The organism is Embleya sp. NPDC050154 (assembly GCF_044460165.1).
GTDB lineage: Bacteria > Actinomycetota > Actinomycetes > Streptomycetales > Streptomycetaceae > Embleya.
The window spans coordinates 305,575-323,333 of sequence record NZ_JBITJP010000001.1; the positions used below are offsets into that span (position 1 = coordinate 305,575).

Below are 17,759 nucleotides of genomic sequence, written 5' to 3' on the forward strand. Positions count from 1 at the left end.
CGGTGTGGCGCGGCGCATAGCCGGCCGACCGCGCGGCACCCGGCCCCAGGCGCGAGGGGCCGGGTGCCGCGGCGTCCGGCAGGGCATGTCCGGGCATCCGACGTCCGGGAGCCGGGGCGTCCACGTGCCACGCCGTGCGCTCAGCGGGTGAGTGAGGCGAGCAGCGCAAGCACCTTGGGCCGGCCCTCGGCCCATGCGGCGGCGTCGGCGGCCCGGGTGCCGCCGAGCTCCAGCTCGGTTCCGTCTTGCCCGGATATCCGGTCGGTCGCGAGGGTGATCTCCGCGCTCGTGACGCCGGTTCCGCACCAGACGCGGTTCGGCGTACGGGAGACGAGCGCACGTCCGGACGCAACGGCCGTGAGGGTGACCACGTAGCCGCGCGCGGACGTGCCGGCCGGAACGAAGGACGCTTCGGCGGCACCGCCGAGCGGATTCATCGACCGGAACAGGCCCATACCGTCCGGATTCCGGTACGTGCCACCCGGCTTCGGGTTCGCCGTGTCCAGGTCGACCACACCTTGCGGGTCTGCCAGGAAGGTGGCCCGCGCGCGCCACTGCCTGCCCAGGGCATCCACCACCCGCGCGCCGACGGTGACTTGCTCACCGGGTGTCAGTCCGCCGATGCGAATGTGCACCGCCTGATCCACTTGGGCCACCGGCGCGTCCACCTCGATCACCGCCGGGCTGCCCCGCTCCGGCGTGCACCCGGCCACCCCGCTTCCGAGCACCGCGAGCATCGTGAGCCCGCACAGCCCCGCCCACAGCCGATTCCGCACGCCTCGCCTCCGTCCGACACCGAGCCCGGCCGACCTCCGGTGCGCGAACACCCACCCACCGCCCCACCGAAGCCGGTACGACACCGCACGGTGGGTTCGCCTCCGGGCGCCCGGCTTCTCCATATTCCGGAAGAAACCACACCCGTTGGCTGCCTGCTTCCGGCCGGTCGGGTCGACCGGGTCAGCCGGATCCGGCGGCGTGGGTGATCGGGTTGTCGAGGATGGCGTGGATGGTCGTGGTGGCCGCCCCCAGGAGGGGCGCTCGGCGGGCCAGCGCGGACGCGGTGAGGGCTTCGGGAGCCCAGGGGCGGATCGTCACGCGGGCGGCGAGTTCACGGCGCATCGCCGGCAGCAGCCACGTCCCCAGTTCGGCGGCGGCGCCGCCGAGCACGACCCCGGCCGGGTCGAGCAGGTTGATCGCACCGGCGAGGGCCGTGCCGAGGGCGCTGCCGGCCCGATCCAGCGCGGCGACCACCGGCGCGTGACCGTCCCTCGCGTACCGGGCCAGGGTCGCGATCGGGTCGTCGGTCGTGGGTGTGAGACCGGCCGCCGCGAACACGGCTGCCTCGCCCGCGTATTGCTCCAGGCAGCCGCGCGCGCCACACGCGCAGGCGGGGCCGTCCGGGTGCACCGGGACGTGGCCCAACTCGCCCGCGAAGCCGCGCGCGCCCCGGAACAGCCGTCCGTCGGCGACCACGGCCGCACCGATCCCGGCCTGGGCCGACACGTACACGAAGTCGGTCGTGGCCGGGTCGTGCCACAACTCGGCCAGCGCGCCCAGGTTGGCCTCGTTCTCCACGGTCAGCGGCAGCGCGCGCAGGCCCGCCGGGAGCAGCGCGCGCAGCGGTTCGACCACCGGTTCCGCGCGCCAACCCAGGTTGGGCGCGTGCTGCACCCGCCCCGGGGCCGCGCCGACCAGACCGGGCACGCTCAACACGAGTGCGGCCGGCCGCAGTTCGAGTGCGGCGGCGGTGCGGGCGGCCCGCGCGGCGACCCGGGCCAGCGCGGGCAGCGTCTCGGCGGCGGGGCGATCGCGGTTCGGCGCGGCGGCGTGCTCCCACGCGCGCACCTCGCCGCGCAGGTCGACCACGCACGCGCCGACATGGTCGACGCCGATCTCCAGGCCCAGTCCGGCCGGCCCCCGATCCCCCACCATCAGTGCCCGGCCGGGCCGTCCGGGACGCCCGTTCGGCGCACTGCCCAACTCGGTGACCAGGCCCGCGGCATGCAGTTCCTCGACCAGGCTGGACACCGCGGCGCGGGTCAGTCCGGTGCCGGCCGCGACGTCGGCGCGCGAGAGCGGACCCCGGGCGGCGACGTCGCGCAGCACCAGGGCGAGGTTCTGTCGCCGCATGCCCTGCTGCGACGCGGGCAGCGACTCGGGGCGGTCGGTGGATCGGTGGGCGCGGGGCACTGGACTCTTCCCGATCAGGGCCGGCCGGGTGCGGCGTCGAACAGGGGCCCGGCGTTGCGCAGCGTATCCGCGATCCGCTCCATCGCCGCGTCGTCCCTGGGCAGCGGCTCCAGCAGCGGCCCGTCGGCGGTGCGCCACCGACGCGCGACGGCGTCGGCGGGTTCGCCGGTGAGCAGTCCGGCAGCCTGCGCGGCGGCGCCCAGCGCGACCGCTTCCTCGGCGACCGGTATCCGCACCGGGCGACCGGAGAGTCGGCGTACGGTGTCCCGCCAGGCACTGCCCCGAGCCCCGCCGCCGATCAGCAGCAACGGCACGTCGGAATCGTCGGATTCGCCGCCCGCGCGCAGCACCTCGTCCAGCGCGGTGAGCAGTGGGTAAACCGCGCCGTCGTAGGCGGCCTGGAGGAGTTGCCCGCCGGTGGTCTCGTGGCGCAGGCCGTGCATCAGGCCGGCGGCGTACGGCAGGTCGGGGGTGCGCTCGCCGTCGAGGAAGGGCAGGACCACGGTGTCGCCGCCGGGTTCGACCGCGTCGCGCTCGCGGCCGAGCAGCGCGGCGATCCGGTCGACGGCCACCGTGCAGTTGAGCGTGCAGGCCAGGGGCAGCCAGCCGCTCAGCGCGTCGGCGAAGCCGGCCACCGTGCCGGTGGGGTCGGCGGGCCGGCCGCGGGTGACCGCGTACACGGTGCCCGAGGTGCCCAGGCTGAGCACGGGCAGGCCTGCGGTGAGGCCCAGGCCGAGCGCGGCGGCCATGTTGTCGCCGGTACCGGCGGCCACGAGGGTGCCCGGTCGCAGCGGGGTTCCGGGCCGCGCGCTGCCGACCGGCACGCCCGGGTCGGCGACGGCGGGCAGGAACTCGACGGGCAGGCCGATACGTTCGAGCAGTTCGGTGTCGTATCCGGTCGGGGTCCACCACCCCGTGCCGGACGCGTCGCCGCGGTCGGTGACGGCCGCGCCGGTGAGCCGCTCGGTGAGGAAGTCGTGCGGGAGCCGGACGGCGGCGACGCGCACGGCGGCTGCGGGTTCGTGTTCGGTGAGCCAGCGCCACTTGGCGGCGGTGAACGCGGCGGTGGGTACGCTGCCGGCGCGCGCGGCCCAGTCGGCCGCGCCGGATTCGGCCACCAGTGCGGCGGCCTGGGGCGCGGCGCGTACGTCGTTCCACAACATGGCGGGCCGGACCGGATCACCGGCGGCGTCGAGGGTGACCAGACCGTGCTGTTGGCCGGCGATCGACACGGCTCGCGCGTGTTCGGCCCAACCGGTAGCGGCGAGGGCGGCGGACAGCGCGTGCCACCACCGGAGGGGATCGCTCTCCCGGGCGTCGCCGGTGCTCACCCGGTGCGGGGCTCGGCCGCCGGCCAGGACCTCACCGGTGTCGACGTCCACGGCGAGGGCCTTGGTGGCCTGGGTGGAACTGTCCACGCCGATGACCACACGCTGTGCGCGCATGCCGCCTCCTGGTGTCGTGTCCGAGGCCGGGTCGACCCGGGCGGCGCGGGCGCGGGTCGACGGGCGAGGGTTCCCTTCCGTACCGCGCCGATACTAGTTTGTTTTTCGCGTTTACTAATAGGGCTCGGCCACCATCCGCCACGATCCGGGAGCGGCACCCATGACGGACCCCTTCACCCCCGAAGATCCCTTCACCCCCGAGGATCCCTTCATCCCCACCCCCGACGACCGCTTCACCTTCGGCCTGTGGACCGTCGGCTGGCCCGGCCTCGACCCGTTCGGCGAGCCGACCCGACCCGCGCTCGACCCGGTCGAGACGGTCTCCCGGCTGGCCGAACTCGGCGCGTACGGCGTGACCTTCCACGACGACGACCTGATCCCGTTCGGCAGCTCCGACACCGCGCGCGAGATGCATCTCAAGCGCTTCCGGCAGGCCTTGGACGCGACCGGGATGAAGGTCCCGATGGCCACCACCAACCTGTTCACCCACCCGGTGTTCAAGGACGGGGCGTTCACCGCCAACGATCGCGACGTGCGGCGGTACGCGTTGCGCAAGACCCTGCGCAACATCGATCTCGCGGTCGAACTGGGTGCCGAGACGTATGTCGCGTGGGGCGGTCGGGAGGGCGCGGAGTCGGGTGCCGCGAAGGACGTGCGGACCGCGCTGGACCGGTTGAAGGAGGCGTTCGACCTGCTCGCGCGGTACGTGCTCGACCAGGGTTACCCGCTGCGCTTCGCGATCGAGCCCAAGCCGAACGAGCCGCGCGGCGACCTGCTGCTGCCCACCATCGGCCACGCCCTCGCGTTCATCGAACGGCTCGAACACCCCGACCTGTTCGGGGTGAATCCGGAAGTGGGCCACGAACAGATGGCCGGCCTGAACGTCGCGCACGGCGTCGCGCAGGCGCTGTGGGCGGGCAAGCTGTTCCACATCGATCTGAACGGACAGACCGGTATCAAGTACGACCAGGACCTGCGGTTCGGGGCGGGCGACGTGCGCGCCGCGTTCTGGCTGGTCGACCTGCTCGAATCGGCGGGCTACCGGGGGCCGCGCCACTTCGACTTCAAGCCGCCGCGCACCGAGGACGTCGACGGGGTGTGGGTGTCGGCCGCCGCCTGCATGCGCAACTACCTGGTGCTCAAGGCGAAGGCGGCGGCGTTCCGGGCGGATCCGGCGGTCCGCGACGCGCTCGCGGCGGCCCGGTCGGACCGGCTCGCGCAGCCGACGCTGGGCGCCGGCGAGTCCGCGGCCGATCTGCTCGCGGACCGCACGGCCTACGAGGACTTCGACGTCGAGGCGGCGGCCCGACGCGGCATGGCGTTCGAGCGACTGGACCAGTTGGCGATGGATCACCTGCTCGGGACCCGCTGAGCGAGCGCCCGACGCGCTGCCGGTGTCGACGCCTGGCCGACGCCGGTGCCGGGTGTCGGCCGGCCGGGTCGTCGGTGGCGTGGAACCGTGGCGCCGTGAGGTCCGCCGCTCAGTCGCACCGCAGCGCGGCGAGTTCGCGGCCGAAGCCGACCACCAGCCGGCCGCCCGGGGCCACCGCGAGGGCGTCCACCGACAACGGGAAGACCAGGCAGGGGCCGATCGGGCTGCGGGTGCTCAGGTCCCACACCCGTACCGTCCCGCGCTCCTCGGTCGCACCGCTCGCGCCGCCGACCACCGCGATCGGGCGGCCGTCGAGCAGCCCGGTCGCCACGGCCGACACGTACTCGGCCAGGGGTTCGCCGATCGGCTCGCGGGTGGTCAGGTCCCACAGCCGCGCCGCGTCCCAACCGCCGGTGACGGCGACCGGGCGGCCTCGGACCACGGCCGTGGCCACGCCCGTGACCACGCAGGTGTGTCCGACCAGGGGCGCGCCGAACGCGGCGCCGGTGGCCAGGTCGAAGATCCGCACCGGGTGCTCGTGGCCGGCGTCCCGACCGGACTCCACCCCGGCGACGACGACGGCGCGGCCGTCCAGCACGGCCGTGGCCACCGCCCACACCGAGTCGGACAGCGGTTCACCGACCGGCAGCCCGGTGGCCGGATCCCATACCCGTACACCGGCCGCGTCGCCGGTCACCGCGACCGGCCGGCCGGCCACGACGGCCCGCGCCGCACCCACCCACGCGGTCCGGCCGGTCAGCGGCCGGCACAACTGGTGTCCGCGTTCGAGGTCGAACACACGCACCGTCGCACCCCACCCGGCGGTGCCCGCGACCACGACCGGACGACCACCGACCAGCGCGGTGGCCACCGCGTCCACGCGCCCGTCGTGACCGGTCAGCGGCTCACCGATCGGCTGCTCGGGGACCACCGCGCGCACCGACGGCGGGCGGCGGTCGTCCTCCGCGGCCTGCTCTGCCGGGAGTTCGGCCGATGGGCCCGACCCGCCCGGCTGTCCTACCCGAACCGGCGGCGCGGCCCGGTGTTCGGCCGCCGCCCACGGCCCGGTCACCCAGTCCAACCGCCATCGCGAAGGGAGTTCGCGCCCCGTGGGGGCCGCGGGCGTGCGCACCGCCGACCCGCCACCGGCGGCGGCGCCGAGGTCGTCGACCGTCGCGAGCCAAGAAATATCGTCCTGCGCAACGTGGGACATATCACCATTGTGCCCGTCATAGCCCCTCGGGTGCACGATCGCCGAGCCGATCCGCGTGACCGTGGCGGTCACGATCACGGTCGCCCTCGACCTCGCGATCACCCTCGCCGTCACGGCCGCCTCCGGCGTCGCGAACCCGACCCGCCGACGCGGTTGTGCCCGCCCGGCGCGTCGACGGCGGTGGGGCTACACCGTCAACACCACCTTCCCCTCGGCCGCCCGACCCTCCAGCGCGGCGTGCGCGTCGGCGGCCCGGTCGAGCGGGAAGCGGGTGATGGTCGGGACCAGCCGGCCCCGGGCCGCCTCGCGCAACGCCCGGGTGGTCAACTCGCGCCATCCGCCGGGCGGCACCATGTTCGGGCCGATCGCCCAGGTCGCGGTCAATTGGCGCTCGACCAGGTCGCGCGTGGTGATCTCGGTCGGCTCGCCGGCCGCCCAGCCGTACATCAGGAAGCGCCCACCGGGCCCGAGCAGTTCCAGCGCCTGTCGGCCCGAAGCGCCGCCGACGCCGTCGAGCACGATGCCGACCTCGCGGCCCGCCAAAGCCGTCCGTACCCGCTCGGGCCAGTCCGCGGCGGAGTAGTCCACCGCCACGTCGGCGCCGAGCGCACGCACCCGGGCCACCTTCGCGGCGCCGCCCGCGACCCCGACCACCAGCGCGCCCGCGGCCTTCGCCGCCTGGACGAACAGGCTGCCCAGACCACCGGCGGCCGACATCACCAGCACCGCGTCCCGCTCGGTCAACCGGGCCACACCCAGCACCCCCTGCGCCGTGGTGCCGGTGGTGATCGCCGCGACCGCGACGTCGTCGGCCAATTCGTCGGGGATCGGGTACAGCGCGGACTCGTCGGCGAGCGCCTGCTCGGCGTACCCGCCCGCGTCGCCCAGCTGCACGACGACCCGGCGGCCCAGCCAGTCGGCCGACACGCCGGGGCCGACCGCCCCCACCACACCCGCCACCTCGCTGCCGGGGGTGATCGGCAGCTCGGGCGGGCGGTGCGGGCCGACCGCGATGCCCCGCCGGAGCCTGGTCTCGATCAGGTGCACGCCGCTCACTCGGACATCCACGCGCACCTGCCCCTCGGCGGGCACCGGCTCGGGCAGCTCTTCGAGGCGCAGGTTCTCGGCGGGACCGAAGGAGTGCAGTCGGATCGCGCGCATGTGGTGGCTCCCGGGTTCGATGGTGGACGTTCGCGGGCCCGATGGCCCGCGTTCGCCGGTTCCGAGATCACTATCGAACTTCAAGTCGAGTTGAGGTCAAGCGACCCTTGGTCGCCCCGCCGACCCCTGTCCCGGTCCGCACATCGAGTGCCGGTTCCCGGCCCGGGGAGCGCGGGTGTGCGAGGGTGTCGGAATGTCGTCGACCGAGTCGCAGGGGCCGGGCCCGGGGCCCGCCGGATGGGATCCGCACGCGCCCGGGAGCGAGCTGTTCGTGGCCATCGAGCGGGGTGATCCCGAGGCCGTGCGCGAACTCCTGGCCGCCGGCGCGGAGATCGAGGGGCGGGATCCGAGATCGAGCCTCCTCGACGGCACGACTCCGCTGATCGCCGCGGCCTCGATGGCACACCCGGACCTGGTGCGGCTGCTGCTCGACCACGGCGCGGCGGTGAACGCCCGGTCGGCGTCGGGATGGACGGCGCTGATGCGTACGTGCAACGCCGGGAACCTGGAGTGCGCGCGACTGCTGCTCGACGCGGGAGCGGACGCCGGAGTCCGCAACGACGAGGGGTACACCGCGCTGGGACGGGTGCCGGGCAACCGGACGGAACTGGTGCGGTTGTTGCGCGAGCATGGCGCTCCCGTGGTCTGACCGGGGCACACCCCGGCACGCCGCACGCGACCCGGGACGCCACGACCGGACCACGCGCAAGTGCTCCGGGTGCGGCACGAGATGATCACCGCATGCAACAGATCATCTTGATGTCCGATCCTCGCGTGGCCGCCGTCCCCGTACACGAGTGCGACGAACCGCTCGTCGATGTCCGCCTGGACGGCTCACTGCCGGTGGACCTGCGCCAGGCGGATCGAGCCGAGACGTTCTCGTTCCTGCGGGTGGGCGTGCTCGACCGGTTGATCAAGGCCCAGGCGGCGCTGCCGGACGGGCTGCGGTTGTTGTTCGTCGAGGGGTACCGGCCGCCGGCACTGCAACGGCACTACTTCGAGGAGTACTCGGACGAGTTGCGGGCCGCGCATCCCGATTGGTCCGCCGACCGGATCCACGTCGCGGCCAGCCGGTACGTCTCACCACCCGACATCGCTCCGCACAGCGCCGGCGCGGCGGTCGACCTGACGCTGGTCGACCCGGACGGCCGCGAACTCGACCTCGGCACCCCGATGAACGCCAGTCCGGAGGACAGCGCCGAAGCCTGCTACACCGCCGCCGAGAACATCGACGCGACCGCCCGCACCAACCGCGACGTGCTGAGCGCCGCACTGACCGCGGCCGGACTGGTCAACTACCCCACGGAGTGGTGGCACTGGTCCTACGGCGACCGCTACTGGGCGCTGGCCACGAACGCAAAGGCCGCCCGCTACGGCCCGTGCGAACTCGACTGACGATGCCGGCGGGTGGCACTGCGATGACGGACAGTGCCACACCGCTCGGCATTTCGGCGGATCCCCTCGGCTTGTGGGGGGCGGGCAACGGCCACGCGGCCGTACTCGACACGTCATCTGTTCTTCGCCCCTCGACCCGGTCGGGCGTTCGGCCTTGCCCGGCACCGCTGCCCGCGGGCACCCGCCTGCGGGCAGCGGCATGTTCGGGCACCGGCCGTGCCGGCGGACGCTCGGGCCGAACACGTGGATAGGGTTTGCCCTTTCGCACCATCCCCTGGAACGCACCATCCTTGGAGGCGGCTCGTGGTCGACATCGGCAGGCTCACGCCGGCGGACCGGGCGGACTGGCAGGTCCTGTTCGAGGGCTACAACACCTTCTACGAGCGCACGCTCGCCCCCGAGTTGTTCGACCGGGCGTGGACCGCGTTCCAGGAGGACACCCGAATTCACAACAACGCTCCTGCGGGCAAAGAGAGTTGAGGCCGTGTTGCATGCCGGCCCTCGTCCTCGTCACCACCACGACGAGAAGGAAGGACTCCGCCTAGCTTCCTACCGCGAGAGCTCCGGGAGGTCACCAACAGCATCTGGGACGTGCCGGTCACGCGACCAGAACGCTCACGCCCAGCGTCGTTCATCCGAGGGAGTTGGGCCCGACAAGCGCCACCACGTCCCGGCACAGCTCGCAGCGTCGTACGCAGATCCCCGCGCAAGTGGGCTCGATCGTGAGGACGGACGCGGCATCAGCGGGGCGGCAGGGTCCATTCGATGGCGTTGAGGCGTTCGAGCGCGCGGTGGAGTTCCGCGGCCTCGGCCTTGTAGGTCGCGAGGGCCTGCGGGATGACGTGTACGGGCACCTGGTCTCGCAGGTCGCGGCGCAGGTCGGAGTAGCCCTGGCGGAGCTCAGCGAGGTCGGCCAGGAGGTGATGCCGCGCGAGGCGGGGCAGCAGGCGCGGGTGGCGGCGCAGGACCTCGTGGTCGCGGTACCCGGGCGGGCAGAGTTCGTACAGCGCCTCGGCCGTGCGCGGATCCAGGGCGGCCGGGACGGGCAGAGTCGCCGGGCCGGCGTGGTAGCGGCCCGTTGGCTCGCGACGTCGAACCGGCTGGGCTGCTCCCAGGGTGCGACGTCGTCGTGCTCGTTCATCAGTTCGAATCATCGCATGCCGGGCTCTCTCGGCAACCTGGACCTACTTTGGAAATCGGGCGGCAGGATCGGAGCTGATCGTGTCGAGCAATGAAGAACCCGAGTGGCCCCTCTCATGTACGAACTGCAGCACGGGGCTCGGCGGCGTTTCTACGGAGATCCGGTGACGTCATCAACACCTACAAGCACCACACGCGACGCCATGGGCAGACGACGGCTGTGGTGTCGGAAGCCTGGATTGATGACCGAAATGCGGCACGCTTCACGATCAAGTGGACCGCTCCAGACGGCACGACCGGCACCCGAGACGCGCTCGACCTCGCTCAGGCGGCAGTGAGCGAGTGGCTCCAGTTCTTTTCGATTCATGGGTTGGACGTGAATGCGGCCTGACGTGCTCCGTGTTGGCCGGCGTCAGGCTCGGGCGGGCCGGTCGGCGAGTTCGAGAACCATGGCGTTGTAGAACGGCGCGCCGTCCCACGGGCGGGACACGCCGACGGGGCGGTAACCCCACGACGCGTACGCGGACTGCGCCGGGACCGCCTCCGGTTCCGGGCGGACGGTGAGTGTCACCCGTTCGACGTGCAGGCCCTCGAGTAGCGCGGCGTGGAGAGCAGCGGCGATAGCGCGGCGGCGCCACTTTTCACGGACCGCGAGTTCGAGGATCACCCACGTGCGGGTGCCGTCCTCGCGCTTGAAGTCGTCCGCGAGGACCTGGTCCACGTTGTTCCACCACCCGGTGTCGCGGGGGAGAAGGTATCCGTACGTGAACCCGATGACGTCTTCGCCGTCGCGGGCGATGATCAGACGCATGCCCGGCCGCTGCGTGTGGAAAAGGTAGTGGTCGATGAACTGGGCTACGTCCGAGGGGCCTTCGCTGTACGGCGGTTCGGCGTAGACCTCCTCGTAGGCCGGCAGGAAGGCGTCGAGCTGTCCTGCGGCCTCCTGGCCCTCGTATCGCTCGTACGTCACCTCGGTCATCACGCTGCCCCCTTCGTTTTCACGTATTCGGCCAATTCGTCGGTGGCCTCCCGGGCGGAGACGGCGTCGACGGCGCGCAGCGCGCCGACCACCTCGGTGAGACGTCGCATGACGCGTCCCGATTCCACCTCTTCCAGGTCGGTCAAGCTTGCTACGGCTTGGGCGGCGCCTTCGTCGACTTCCCCGGCGCCGATCAGGCCCCGGGCCAGAGTGAGGCGGTACAGGGCCCGGTTGCGTCCGTAGTTGGCCTCCTGATGGGCGAGCGCAGCTCGCAAGAACGCGGTTGCCGCTTGGTGGTGGCCAAGTTCGGTGTAGAGGAGTCCCTGCGCGTAGTCCAGCTCGGCATGCCCGTGGAACGCGGCCCACTCGGGCGAGGGGCGCCCGCGCCCGTCGCGGTCGACGAGCCGCAGGGCGTCGCTCATGCGACGTCGAGCGGATGTGTCGTCGGCTAGCAGCGACAAGGCGCGTGCTTCCCGGGCGGCGATAAGGGATTGGAGGATCGGCGACCCCAGGCGGGTCGCACGGTCCTGAGCGGCCCGGGCCAAGTCGAGGCCGTCGCGAGGTCGTCCCTCGTGGCACGCCTGGAGGCTCATGGAGGAGAAGACCAGGATTTCGAGGTTGGTGTCGCGGAGCATCGTGGCCGTCGTCAGGGCCTCGCCCCAATAGCGTCGCGCATCGTCCTGCTTGTCGGCGTCGTAGTACAGCCAGCCGCAGTGTTCGGCGACTTCCCCCGAGAGGAGGCGGAGTTGACGGCCGATCGTGTCCGGATACTTGCTGGTGTTGATGATGCGGCGGACGCGGCTCAGGTGGCGGACGGCCAGGGATCGGACGTCGCTGCCGCCGTACGTCGCGTCGAGCTGGAAGAGGACGTGAAGGCCGTCCCGGAGTTCGAGCAGATGTGTGGTGCCGATGGCGCCGGTGCCTCCGGCCGGGCTCAGGGGGACCACGTGGGCGGGCAAGCTCAAAGCGGAGGCTGCGCCGATGGAGTCGGCCAGGAAAGCCCGTCGGTCCACGCCGGTGCCCTTCTGCGCGAGGAGTGGTGCACTCCCCACGGTGACACCTGGCGGTGGTCCAGGAAACCCGATCTCGCTTGGGCAGACGGCGAACATGGCGTGGAGGGTCCGCCAGGCGCGTGCCCGGGGTGCAGGTGGGTCGGGTTGACGCCACCGGCGGTACTGGCGGTCCGTCAGGGTGACCGCTTCGCCGAGCAGGTGTGCCGCGGTGTGGAAGGCCCGCAGAAAGTCCGCCGGCTTGTCCCAGCCGCGCGCGCTACAGGCGTGTTCGAAGGGCGTCTGCTCCGGCACCACGTCACCTCCGTGATCTGAATCACTACGAACGGTAGCGACTCTCCGGGCGCCGCAAGGTCCGATGTCCGCGAAGAGTCCGGCCGAAAGTCCGCCGGAATGTCCGGTTGCGCCGGTTCTAGGGGCGTTGGCTGGTTTGAGAGCTCGACAAGCACGTACTGGCCATCGACCCGCTCGGAAGTTGCAGAGCAATGCCGAGCACACACGCGGAGGATGCACCCTCGTGAGTGATCGACTCACCGCGGTTCGTGTCGTGGAGACCAACGACCCGGAACAGCCCGTACAGCTCCAGCTCCAGGTGAATTGGGATGAGCCCGACGGCCGAGACTTCGACGTCACCCTGACCCAGCTTTGGGAGTTGCACGCGCACATCGGCACCCGGCTCGCCCGGTACCCCGCGCCCTCGCTGACGACTGGTGATGCGCGATGACGAGTCGTTCGCCGGGTGTTCGCCTTCCCAACGCCGGACGTCCCGCACGTCTGGTGGCGTTCGGGACATGGCTGCCGTCGGCGGCGCCGTCGAAGGCGCAGGCACATGTGCAGTGGTACGAGTCGGGCGCGGCGTGGCTGCGCCCGGGGATGGTGTTCTCGGCCGTCGTCGTCCCGGCCCGGCTGGTTCACGTCGCGCTCCGAGTGCGGAAACCGGAAGAGTGCGTCAAGCCGTTGGCGCGGCTCCTGGCCGGTCCGGTGTTCTACAGCCCCCCGGGGGCCGAGCACGAGTCGTCGTACACGGCGCTGCTGCCTGTGGCGGAGGGACGGACGTGGCGCGAGCCGCAGACGCGGCTGTGCTCGGGTCAGGGGCTGCTGTGGGTGCCGGCGCCCGGCCGGTACCTGCCGGCGACCGATGGGTGTCCGTGGTGGGTTGTCGCCGGTCACGGCGACTCGTTGTGCGCGGCGGTCGACTTGGCCGCGCTCGTTCTGCGCTCTCGCACGGAACCGTTGCGGTGGTCGGGGTGATGAGGCGCCGGTGGTTGCTGTCGAGGCGGGCCACGGTCCGCCGAATCGGGGGACCTGCTCGGGAGAGCGCTGCGGTGAGGAGTACCGCCCCGATGACCAGCCGCCCGAGCGCCGGCAGCCAGGTCTACACGACGTGCCTGCCGTCCCGGCGGGAAACCGCCTGGGAAGCCCGCCGGTTTGTGACCTCGGCGCTGGCCGCGTGGGGGCTCGCCGACGACGACGGCCAGGCGCTCGTCGTCATCAGCGAGTTGGTGTCGAATGCCCACCTCCACACCGCTACCCCGACGATCCGCGTCGGCGTACGGCGGATGGGGCCGCGACTGGTGCGGGTCTTCGTGGTGGACCGGTCGGACGTCATGCCGCTGGTCCGGCCCCCGGATGCCGGTTCCGTCGGCGGACGGGGGCTGACGCTGGTGGACGCGCTGTCCCAGGGTCGGTGGGGGGTGGAGCCGTTGCCTGTCGGCAAGCGGGTGTGGGCGCAGGTGACGGTGACCGCAGCGGACGGTCCCACGTGAGGGGCGAGCCGTGGATCGCCGATGGGTGGTCGGCCTGTGTTGGCGGTGCGAGCAGGTCGACGTTCCGGTGTTGTGGCTCGGCCCCGTGCACACCGACTTCGAGGGCGCCGGACCTTTCTACGTCTGCGAGCCGTGTATTCGCCGCCTGGAAGCCCTCGTCCGTGCCTACCAGGACCAGCGGGCCGGTGAATGACGAAGCGATCCGCCATCCCTCTCGTCGTGAAGGGAACCACGATGTCCATTGATCCTCCTGTTCCTTCGGACGCATCGCCGGAGGGGGGTGAGCCGTGGGAATGGCTGCTGAAAGCAGCCCCGTTGGCGCCGCAGGCGCGCGCCGAGTGGGCGCACGCTCGGGCCGGTTGGTTCACGCCGGGAACGGTGTTCTCCGCCGTGTCGCTCCCGGCCGGGGCGGTTCACGCCGCGATCGGCAACTGGCGGACGTGGAACCAGTTCGCCGAACACCTCACGTCGGTGATCGACGGGCCGATGTTCTACCGGCCGAGGACGCGCGGCAGCGACGACGACACGTACACGGGTCTCGTGCCCTACTCCGTGGGTCGCCGCTGGGTCGTGCCGTTGACGACCCTGGAGCCTGCTCACCGGCCCCTGCTGATTCCCGCGCCCGATCGGTACACGCCGGAGCGCACCGGCCCGTGGTGGGTGGTCTCGGTAGAGGAGTCGAAACGCTTCTGTTCGACACGGGCATTGACCCGGCTCGTCAACGCCGGTCGCGGAAGGTGGCTGGACGAGTGATCCGGGAGCAGACCTACCGGCGCCTGGGAGACGCGATCAGGGACGCGTCCGCCGGGCGGTTCGATGGCCGTCCACCCACTGCGGTGTACGGCTGACCCAGACCTGTCCCCTGCCGCCGCCCGCTCCCGGTCCCACGAGACGGGCGGCACCCGGTCCTGCGGGCAAACTCGCGCGGCTGCGGGACCGGTCCCCCATTGCCCCACGCCCGGCCGGAGAAGCCGCGCCCACCGCGAGGCCGGGCGTGGGGCACCGACGACAGAACGTGCAGGAGGTTGGTTCGAGTGCACCACAGGAACAAAGTCAATCCCGAGAGACTGCGCCGTCTGGACGAGGCAATCGCGGAGGCGGGCGCCGGGTGGTGCCTGCCGCGCGAGCCCCACGACTCATATCTGACCGAGGTGTTCGAGCACCCCGACCGGGGCGGGGCGTACGACGCCTTGGACTGCCCGACTGGATCGCACGTCACCCTGCTCCGCGAGTTCCCGATCGACGGCACCGGGCCGGTCTGGTTCAAGGTGCTGCCGGCGGGGGCTCGCGTGGACGACATCGGGGCGCGCTGGTTGGTCGGTACCGCGGCTCAGGTTCACGACTGGTACACGGAGTACCGGCGCTCCTGATCGACACCGGTTGGCGAATCGCCGAGTCGACGAGCATCAACGTCGAAGTGATCGAGCCGGCTCGGCTCGTCTCCTGACCGGCCCATCGAACTCCCGCCCCCGGCCGTGCTGTTGTGCGCCCGGCCGGGGAGCGGGCCCATTCCATCTCATCGTGGAGGTCCGCGTGACCGCACGTCCGATCAGCACCGGAGATCAAGCCGCGTCCTGCTACTTCCGAACGACGGTCGATCACCCCTACCGCAAGGCGCTCGTTCAGATCTGCGAGCCGTGCAACATGCTGTGCCGTCACTGCTTCGTCAACGCCGCGAAGCGCGGCACGTTCATGTCCGTCGTCCAGATCCGGGAGCGGCTGATCCCGGCCCTCCTGGCCGCCCGGGTCACGCGCGTCACGGTGACCGGCGGGGAGCCGTTCGTCCACGAGGACCTGATCGAGATCGTCGCGGAGTTCCGCGCGGCCGGGCTCTCCGTCGGCGTCTGCACCAACGGCACGGGCGTGAGCGACGCGGACGTGACCGCGCTGGCCGCGCTGGACGCCCACATGAATGTGAGCCTGGACGGGTTCGCGGAGGAGTCGCACTCCGTGTTCCGCGGCCTCCCTGGGTGCTTTGAGGAAACGGTCCGAACGATCCGGCGGTTCGCTGCGGCCGGCATCCTCCAGGGTTTGCTTTGCACGCCGAACAACCTCGCGGAGGACGAGGAGTATCGGAAGCTGGTCGAGTTCGCCCGGGACCAGGGCGCGAAGTACGTGCTGATGAACCCGCTGGGGTCGATGGGGCGGGGCGCGTCCAAGTCGGCGCAGGAGAAGCTGCGCACGCCCGACGAGCAGATGCGGGAGATCCGGCGGATGACCGCGCCGTTCGAGGCCGACGGCCTGGAGATGGTGAACATCCGGTTCCCCAATGCGGACAAGCCGTTGGCGCCGTGCGAGGCCGGGAACATCATCTACGTCTTCACCGATGGTGGTGTGGCGATCTGCCCGTACCTGGTGTTCGCCGCCCGGACGAAGGTTTCCCGGCACCCGGACACCGACTTCCTTGCCGGGAACGTGTGGGAGCACGACGATGTCGCGGCGCGGCTGGACGCGTACGGCAAGTTCAGTGATCGGTGGGATTTGGGCGGCAACTCGACGTGCGGGGCCTGCTCGATGTCGGCCTCGTGCGGGAAGGGATGCCCTGCGGCTGTCGTGGCCGCCGGGGAACGGATCGGCGCGCTCGACACCGACCAGTGCCCAGTCGTCCCGAGGCAGGCACGGATGTTGCCCGTGGTCGGTGCGTGATGGCCGGGGAGTTCTTCACGATCGACGGGCCGGGCGGCGTGGGGAAGTCGACGGTGACGGCCGCCGTGGCGTTGGAGCTGCGGACGATCGGTGTCGCGGTGTGCCAGACCCGGGAGCCGAGCGACACTCCGTTGGGGCTGCTCGCCCGGAATGGCACCGACACGTACCGGGGTATGGCGATGTCCTGCCCGATCGCGGCGGACCGGTACGCGCACCTGGACGAGGAGATTCGGCCGGCGCTCGCGCGCGGCGAGACGGTCGTGTGTGACCGGTACATCGCCTCGTCGCTGGTGCTCCAAGTCCTGGACGGCGTGAACGTCGATGTGGTGTGGGAACTGAACCGGCACGCCGACATGCCCGACGTCGCCGTGATCCTCAACGCCCGCACCGACGTGATCGAGACGCGGCTGACCAGCCGTGGCGCGCACAGCCGGTACGAGCGCGACCCTGGCAGCACCGCGCGGGAATGCGCTGCGTTCCGCAAGGCCGCTACGTTCCTCATGGCCGCCGGCGTCCGCGTCCTCCAACTCGACGCGAGCGACGAAGGCCCGGCCGCCGTCGCCAGTGCCGTGGTCGCGGCCGTCAGGGGCCCGTGGATGAAAGGCAATTCATGACCAGCCCGAGCACGCTCGACGTGCTGACGTTCAACCTGAACAACCCGAGCCGGCAACGGGCCGAGCGCCAGCTCGCCTACCTCGCGGCGCGGCCCGAGCAGGTGCACGTGCTCACCGAGACGGCCGACAGCGCCGGGTGCGCGTTCCTGGAGGAGCGCTTCACCGCGGCCGGGTACTCGGTGACGTTCCCCCGCCCCGAGCAGCGGGGCGAACGCGGCGTGATGGTCGTCAGCCGTCTCGCCACCCGTCCGGCGCCGTTCGCCGTCGGGTACCTGCCGCACCGCTCGGTCGCGGTCACGGTCGACACCGACCGGGGGCCGCTCGACGTGATCGGTCTGTACGTGCCGTCGCGGGACGCGTCACCGGAGAAGCGGGAACGCAAAGAGCGATGGCTGAGGGAGTGCGCGGCGGTGCTTCCCGATGGCCGGACCGGCGCCCGGGTCGTGCTTGGTGACCTCAACGTCCTGGAGCCTGATCACTCCCCGCGCTACCGGTTCTTCGCCCCGTTCGAGTACGACTTCTACGGGGCGTTCGGCCGGGCCGGGTACGCGGACGCGTTCCGGACGCTGTACGCGGACGCACTCGAGTATTCGTGGGTCGGGAAGACCGGTGACGGATACCGCTACGACCACGCGCACGTCTCGGCCGGCCTGGGCGGCGCGCTGCTCGACTGCTCGTACGTCCACGAGCCCCGCACCGGACCGAATCGGCTGACCGACCACTCGGCGCTGACCGTGCGGCTCGCCGTCACCGCTTCGGTGCCGCTGCCGGTGACTGACCCCACGCGGGCCGAAGAACCCGTGCCCGCCCTGTTCTGACACCCGTACG

Annotated in this window: 22 protein-coding genes; 14 read left to right on the forward strand and 8 right to left on the reverse strand. The window is 71.9% G+C overall.

Features of this window, described 5'->3' with window-relative positions; translation table 11 throughout:
* Nucleotides 1–140: 140 nt before the first annotated feature.
* The 3 genes from ACIBSV_RS01325 to xylB form a co-directional block, all read right to left on the reverse strand.
* The gene (locus ACIBSV_RS01325; protein ID WP_395858825.1) at nt 141–776 is read right to left on the reverse strand and encodes an acyl-CoA thioesterase/BAAT N-terminal domain-containing protein; all 636 of its coding nucleotides are present in this window, start codon (nt 774–776) and stop codon (nt 141–143) included.
* Nucleotides 777–957: 181 nt separating this feature from the next.
* Complete coding sequence (locus ACIBSV_RS01330; protein ID WP_395859309.1) at nt 958–2,130, reverse strand: ROK family protein; 1,173 nt, start codon at nt 2,128–2,130, stop codon at nt 958–960.
* 74 nt (nt 2,131–2,204) lie between these two features.
* Nucleotides 2,205–3,635, reverse strand: coding sequence for a xylulokinase (gene xylB / locus ACIBSV_RS01335; RefSeq protein ID WP_395858826.1), 1,431 nt, complete (start codon nt 3,633–3,635; stop codon nt 2,205–2,207).
* Nucleotides 3,636–3,795: 160 nt separating this feature from the next.
* On the opposite strand from xylB, the gene xylA reads away from it, so the two are divergent.
* Nucleotides 3,796–5,007: a xylose isomerase gene (gene xylA / locus ACIBSV_RS01340; protein ID WP_395858827.1), complete on the forward strand. Its 1,212-nt coding sequence runs from the start codon at nt 3,796–3,798 to the stop codon at nt 5,005–5,007.
* A 109-nt stretch (nt 5,008–5,116) separates the two neighbouring features.
* On the opposite strand, the gene ACIBSV_RS01345 is transcribed toward xylA, so the two are convergent.
* Nucleotides 5,117–6,220, reverse strand: coding sequence for a WD40 repeat domain-containing protein (locus ACIBSV_RS01345; protein ID WP_395858828.1), 1,104 nt, complete (start codon nt 6,218–6,220; stop codon nt 5,117–5,119).
* A 186-nt stretch (nt 6,221–6,406) separates the two neighbouring features.
* On the reverse strand, nt 6,407–7,381 hold the full coding sequence (locus ACIBSV_RS01350) for a zinc-binding dehydrogenase (RefSeq protein WP_395858829.1): 975 nt from the start codon (nt 7,379–7,381) through the stop codon (nt 6,407–6,409).
* A 193-nt stretch (nt 7,382–7,574) separates the two neighbouring features.
* Between ACIBSV_RS01350 and ACIBSV_RS01355 the strand changes: the two genes are divergently transcribed.
* The 3 genes from ACIBSV_RS01355 (at nt 7,575) to ACIBSV_RS01365 (ending at nt 9,256) form a co-directional block, all read left to right on the forward strand.
* Complete coding sequence (locus tag ACIBSV_RS01355; RefSeq protein ID WP_395858830.1) at nt 7,575–8,030, forward strand: ankyrin repeat domain-containing protein; 456 nt, start codon at nt 7,575–7,577, stop codon at nt 8,028–8,030.
* Nucleotides 8,031–8,122: 92 nt separating this feature from the next.
* On the forward strand, nt 8,123–8,776 hold the full coding sequence (locus ACIBSV_RS01360; protein WP_395858831.1) for a M15 family metallopeptidase: 654 nt from the start codon (nt 8,123–8,125) through the stop codon (nt 8,774–8,776).
* Nucleotides 8,777–9,079: 303 nt separating this feature from the next.
* On the forward strand, nt 9,080–9,256 hold the full coding sequence (locus tag ACIBSV_RS01365; protein ID WP_395858832.1) for a hypothetical protein: 177 nt from the start codon (nt 9,080–9,082) through the stop codon (nt 9,254–9,256).
* Nucleotides 9,257–9,516: 260 nt separating this feature from the next.
* Here the strand turns inward: ACIBSV_RS01365 and ACIBSV_RS01370 are convergent, their stop codons facing one another.
* Nucleotides 9,517–9,930 (reverse strand): hypothetical protein, encoded by a 414-nt coding sequence (locus ACIBSV_RS01370; protein ID WP_395858833.1) that lies wholly within the window; start codon nt 9,928–9,930, stop codon nt 9,517–9,519.
* Nucleotides 9,931–10,007: 77 nt separating this feature from the next.
* On the opposite strand from ACIBSV_RS01370, the gene ACIBSV_RS01375 reads away from it, so the two are divergent.
* Entirely contained in the window at nt 10,008–10,307 is a 300-nt protein-coding gene (locus ACIBSV_RS01375) for a hypothetical protein (protein ID WP_395858834.1), read from the forward strand.
* 21 nt (nt 10,308–10,328) lie between these two features.
* Here ACIBSV_RS01375 and ACIBSV_RS01380 read toward each other — a convergent pair whose 3' ends face one another.
* Nucleotides 10,329–10,895, reverse strand: a complete 567-nt coding sequence (locus ACIBSV_RS01380; RefSeq protein WP_395858835.1) for a GNAT family N-acetyltransferase — start codon at nt 10,893–10,895, stop codon at nt 10,329–10,331.
* Nucleotides 10,895–12,199 (reverse strand): hypothetical protein, encoded by a 1,305-nt coding sequence (locus ACIBSV_RS01385; protein ID WP_395858836.1) that lies wholly within the window; start codon nt 12,197–12,199, stop codon nt 10,895–10,897. The genes ACIBSV_RS01380 and ACIBSV_RS01385 overlap by 1 nt, the downstream gene beginning before the upstream one ends.
* Nucleotides 12,200–12,422: 223 nt before the next feature.
* Between ACIBSV_RS01385 and ACIBSV_RS01390 the strand changes: the two genes are divergently transcribed.
* The 9 genes from ACIBSV_RS01390 (at nt 12,423) to ACIBSV_RS01430 (ending at nt 17,749) form a co-directional block, all read left to right on the forward strand.
* Nucleotides 12,423–12,629 (forward strand): hypothetical protein, encoded by a 207-nt coding sequence (locus ACIBSV_RS01390; protein WP_395858837.1) that lies wholly within the window; start codon nt 12,423–12,425, stop codon nt 12,627–12,629.
* Nucleotides 12,626–13,156 (forward strand): hypothetical protein, encoded by a 531-nt coding sequence (locus ACIBSV_RS01395; RefSeq protein ID WP_395858838.1) that lies wholly within the window; start codon nt 12,626–12,628, stop codon nt 13,154–13,156. Before ACIBSV_RS01390 ends, ACIBSV_RS01395 begins: the two co-directional genes overlap by 4 nt.
* A gap of 92 nt (nt 13,157–13,248) precedes the next feature.
* Entirely contained in the window at nt 13,249–13,671 is a 423-nt protein-coding gene (locus ACIBSV_RS01400; protein ID WP_395858839.1) for an ATP-binding protein, read from the forward strand.
* 10 nt (nt 13,672–13,681) lie between these two features.
* Complete coding sequence (locus ACIBSV_RS01405) at nt 13,682–13,864, forward strand: hypothetical protein (RefSeq protein ID WP_395858840.1); 183 nt, start codon at nt 13,682–13,684, stop codon at nt 13,862–13,864.
* 41 nt (nt 13,865–13,905) lie between these two features.
* Nucleotides 13,906–14,424, forward strand: coding sequence for a hypothetical protein (locus tag ACIBSV_RS01410; protein ID WP_395858842.1), 519 nt, complete (start codon nt 13,906–13,908; stop codon nt 14,422–14,424).
* Nucleotides 14,425–14,705: 281 nt separating this feature from the next.
* Nucleotides 14,706–15,041, forward strand: coding sequence for a hypothetical protein (locus tag ACIBSV_RS01415; RefSeq protein WP_395858843.1), 336 nt, complete (start codon nt 14,706–14,708; stop codon nt 15,039–15,041).
* 163 nt (nt 15,042–15,204) lie between these two features.
* Entirely contained in the window at nt 15,205–16,317 is a 1,113-nt protein-coding gene (locus tag ACIBSV_RS01420) for a radical SAM protein (protein WP_395858844.1), read from the forward strand.
* Nucleotides 16,317–16,931, forward strand: a complete 615-nt coding sequence (gene tmk, locus ACIBSV_RS01425; protein ID WP_395858845.1) for a dTMP kinase — start codon at nt 16,317–16,319, stop codon at nt 16,929–16,931. The genes ACIBSV_RS01420 and tmk overlap by 1 nt, the downstream gene beginning before the upstream one ends.
* Nucleotides 16,928–17,749 (forward strand): endonuclease/exonuclease/phosphatase family protein, encoded by an 822-nt coding sequence (locus tag ACIBSV_RS01430; protein WP_395858846.1) that lies wholly within the window; start codon nt 16,928–16,930, stop codon nt 17,747–17,749. Before tmk ends, ACIBSV_RS01430 begins: the two co-directional genes overlap by 4 nt.
* The last annotated feature ends 10 nt before the right edge of the window (nt 17,750–17,759 follow it).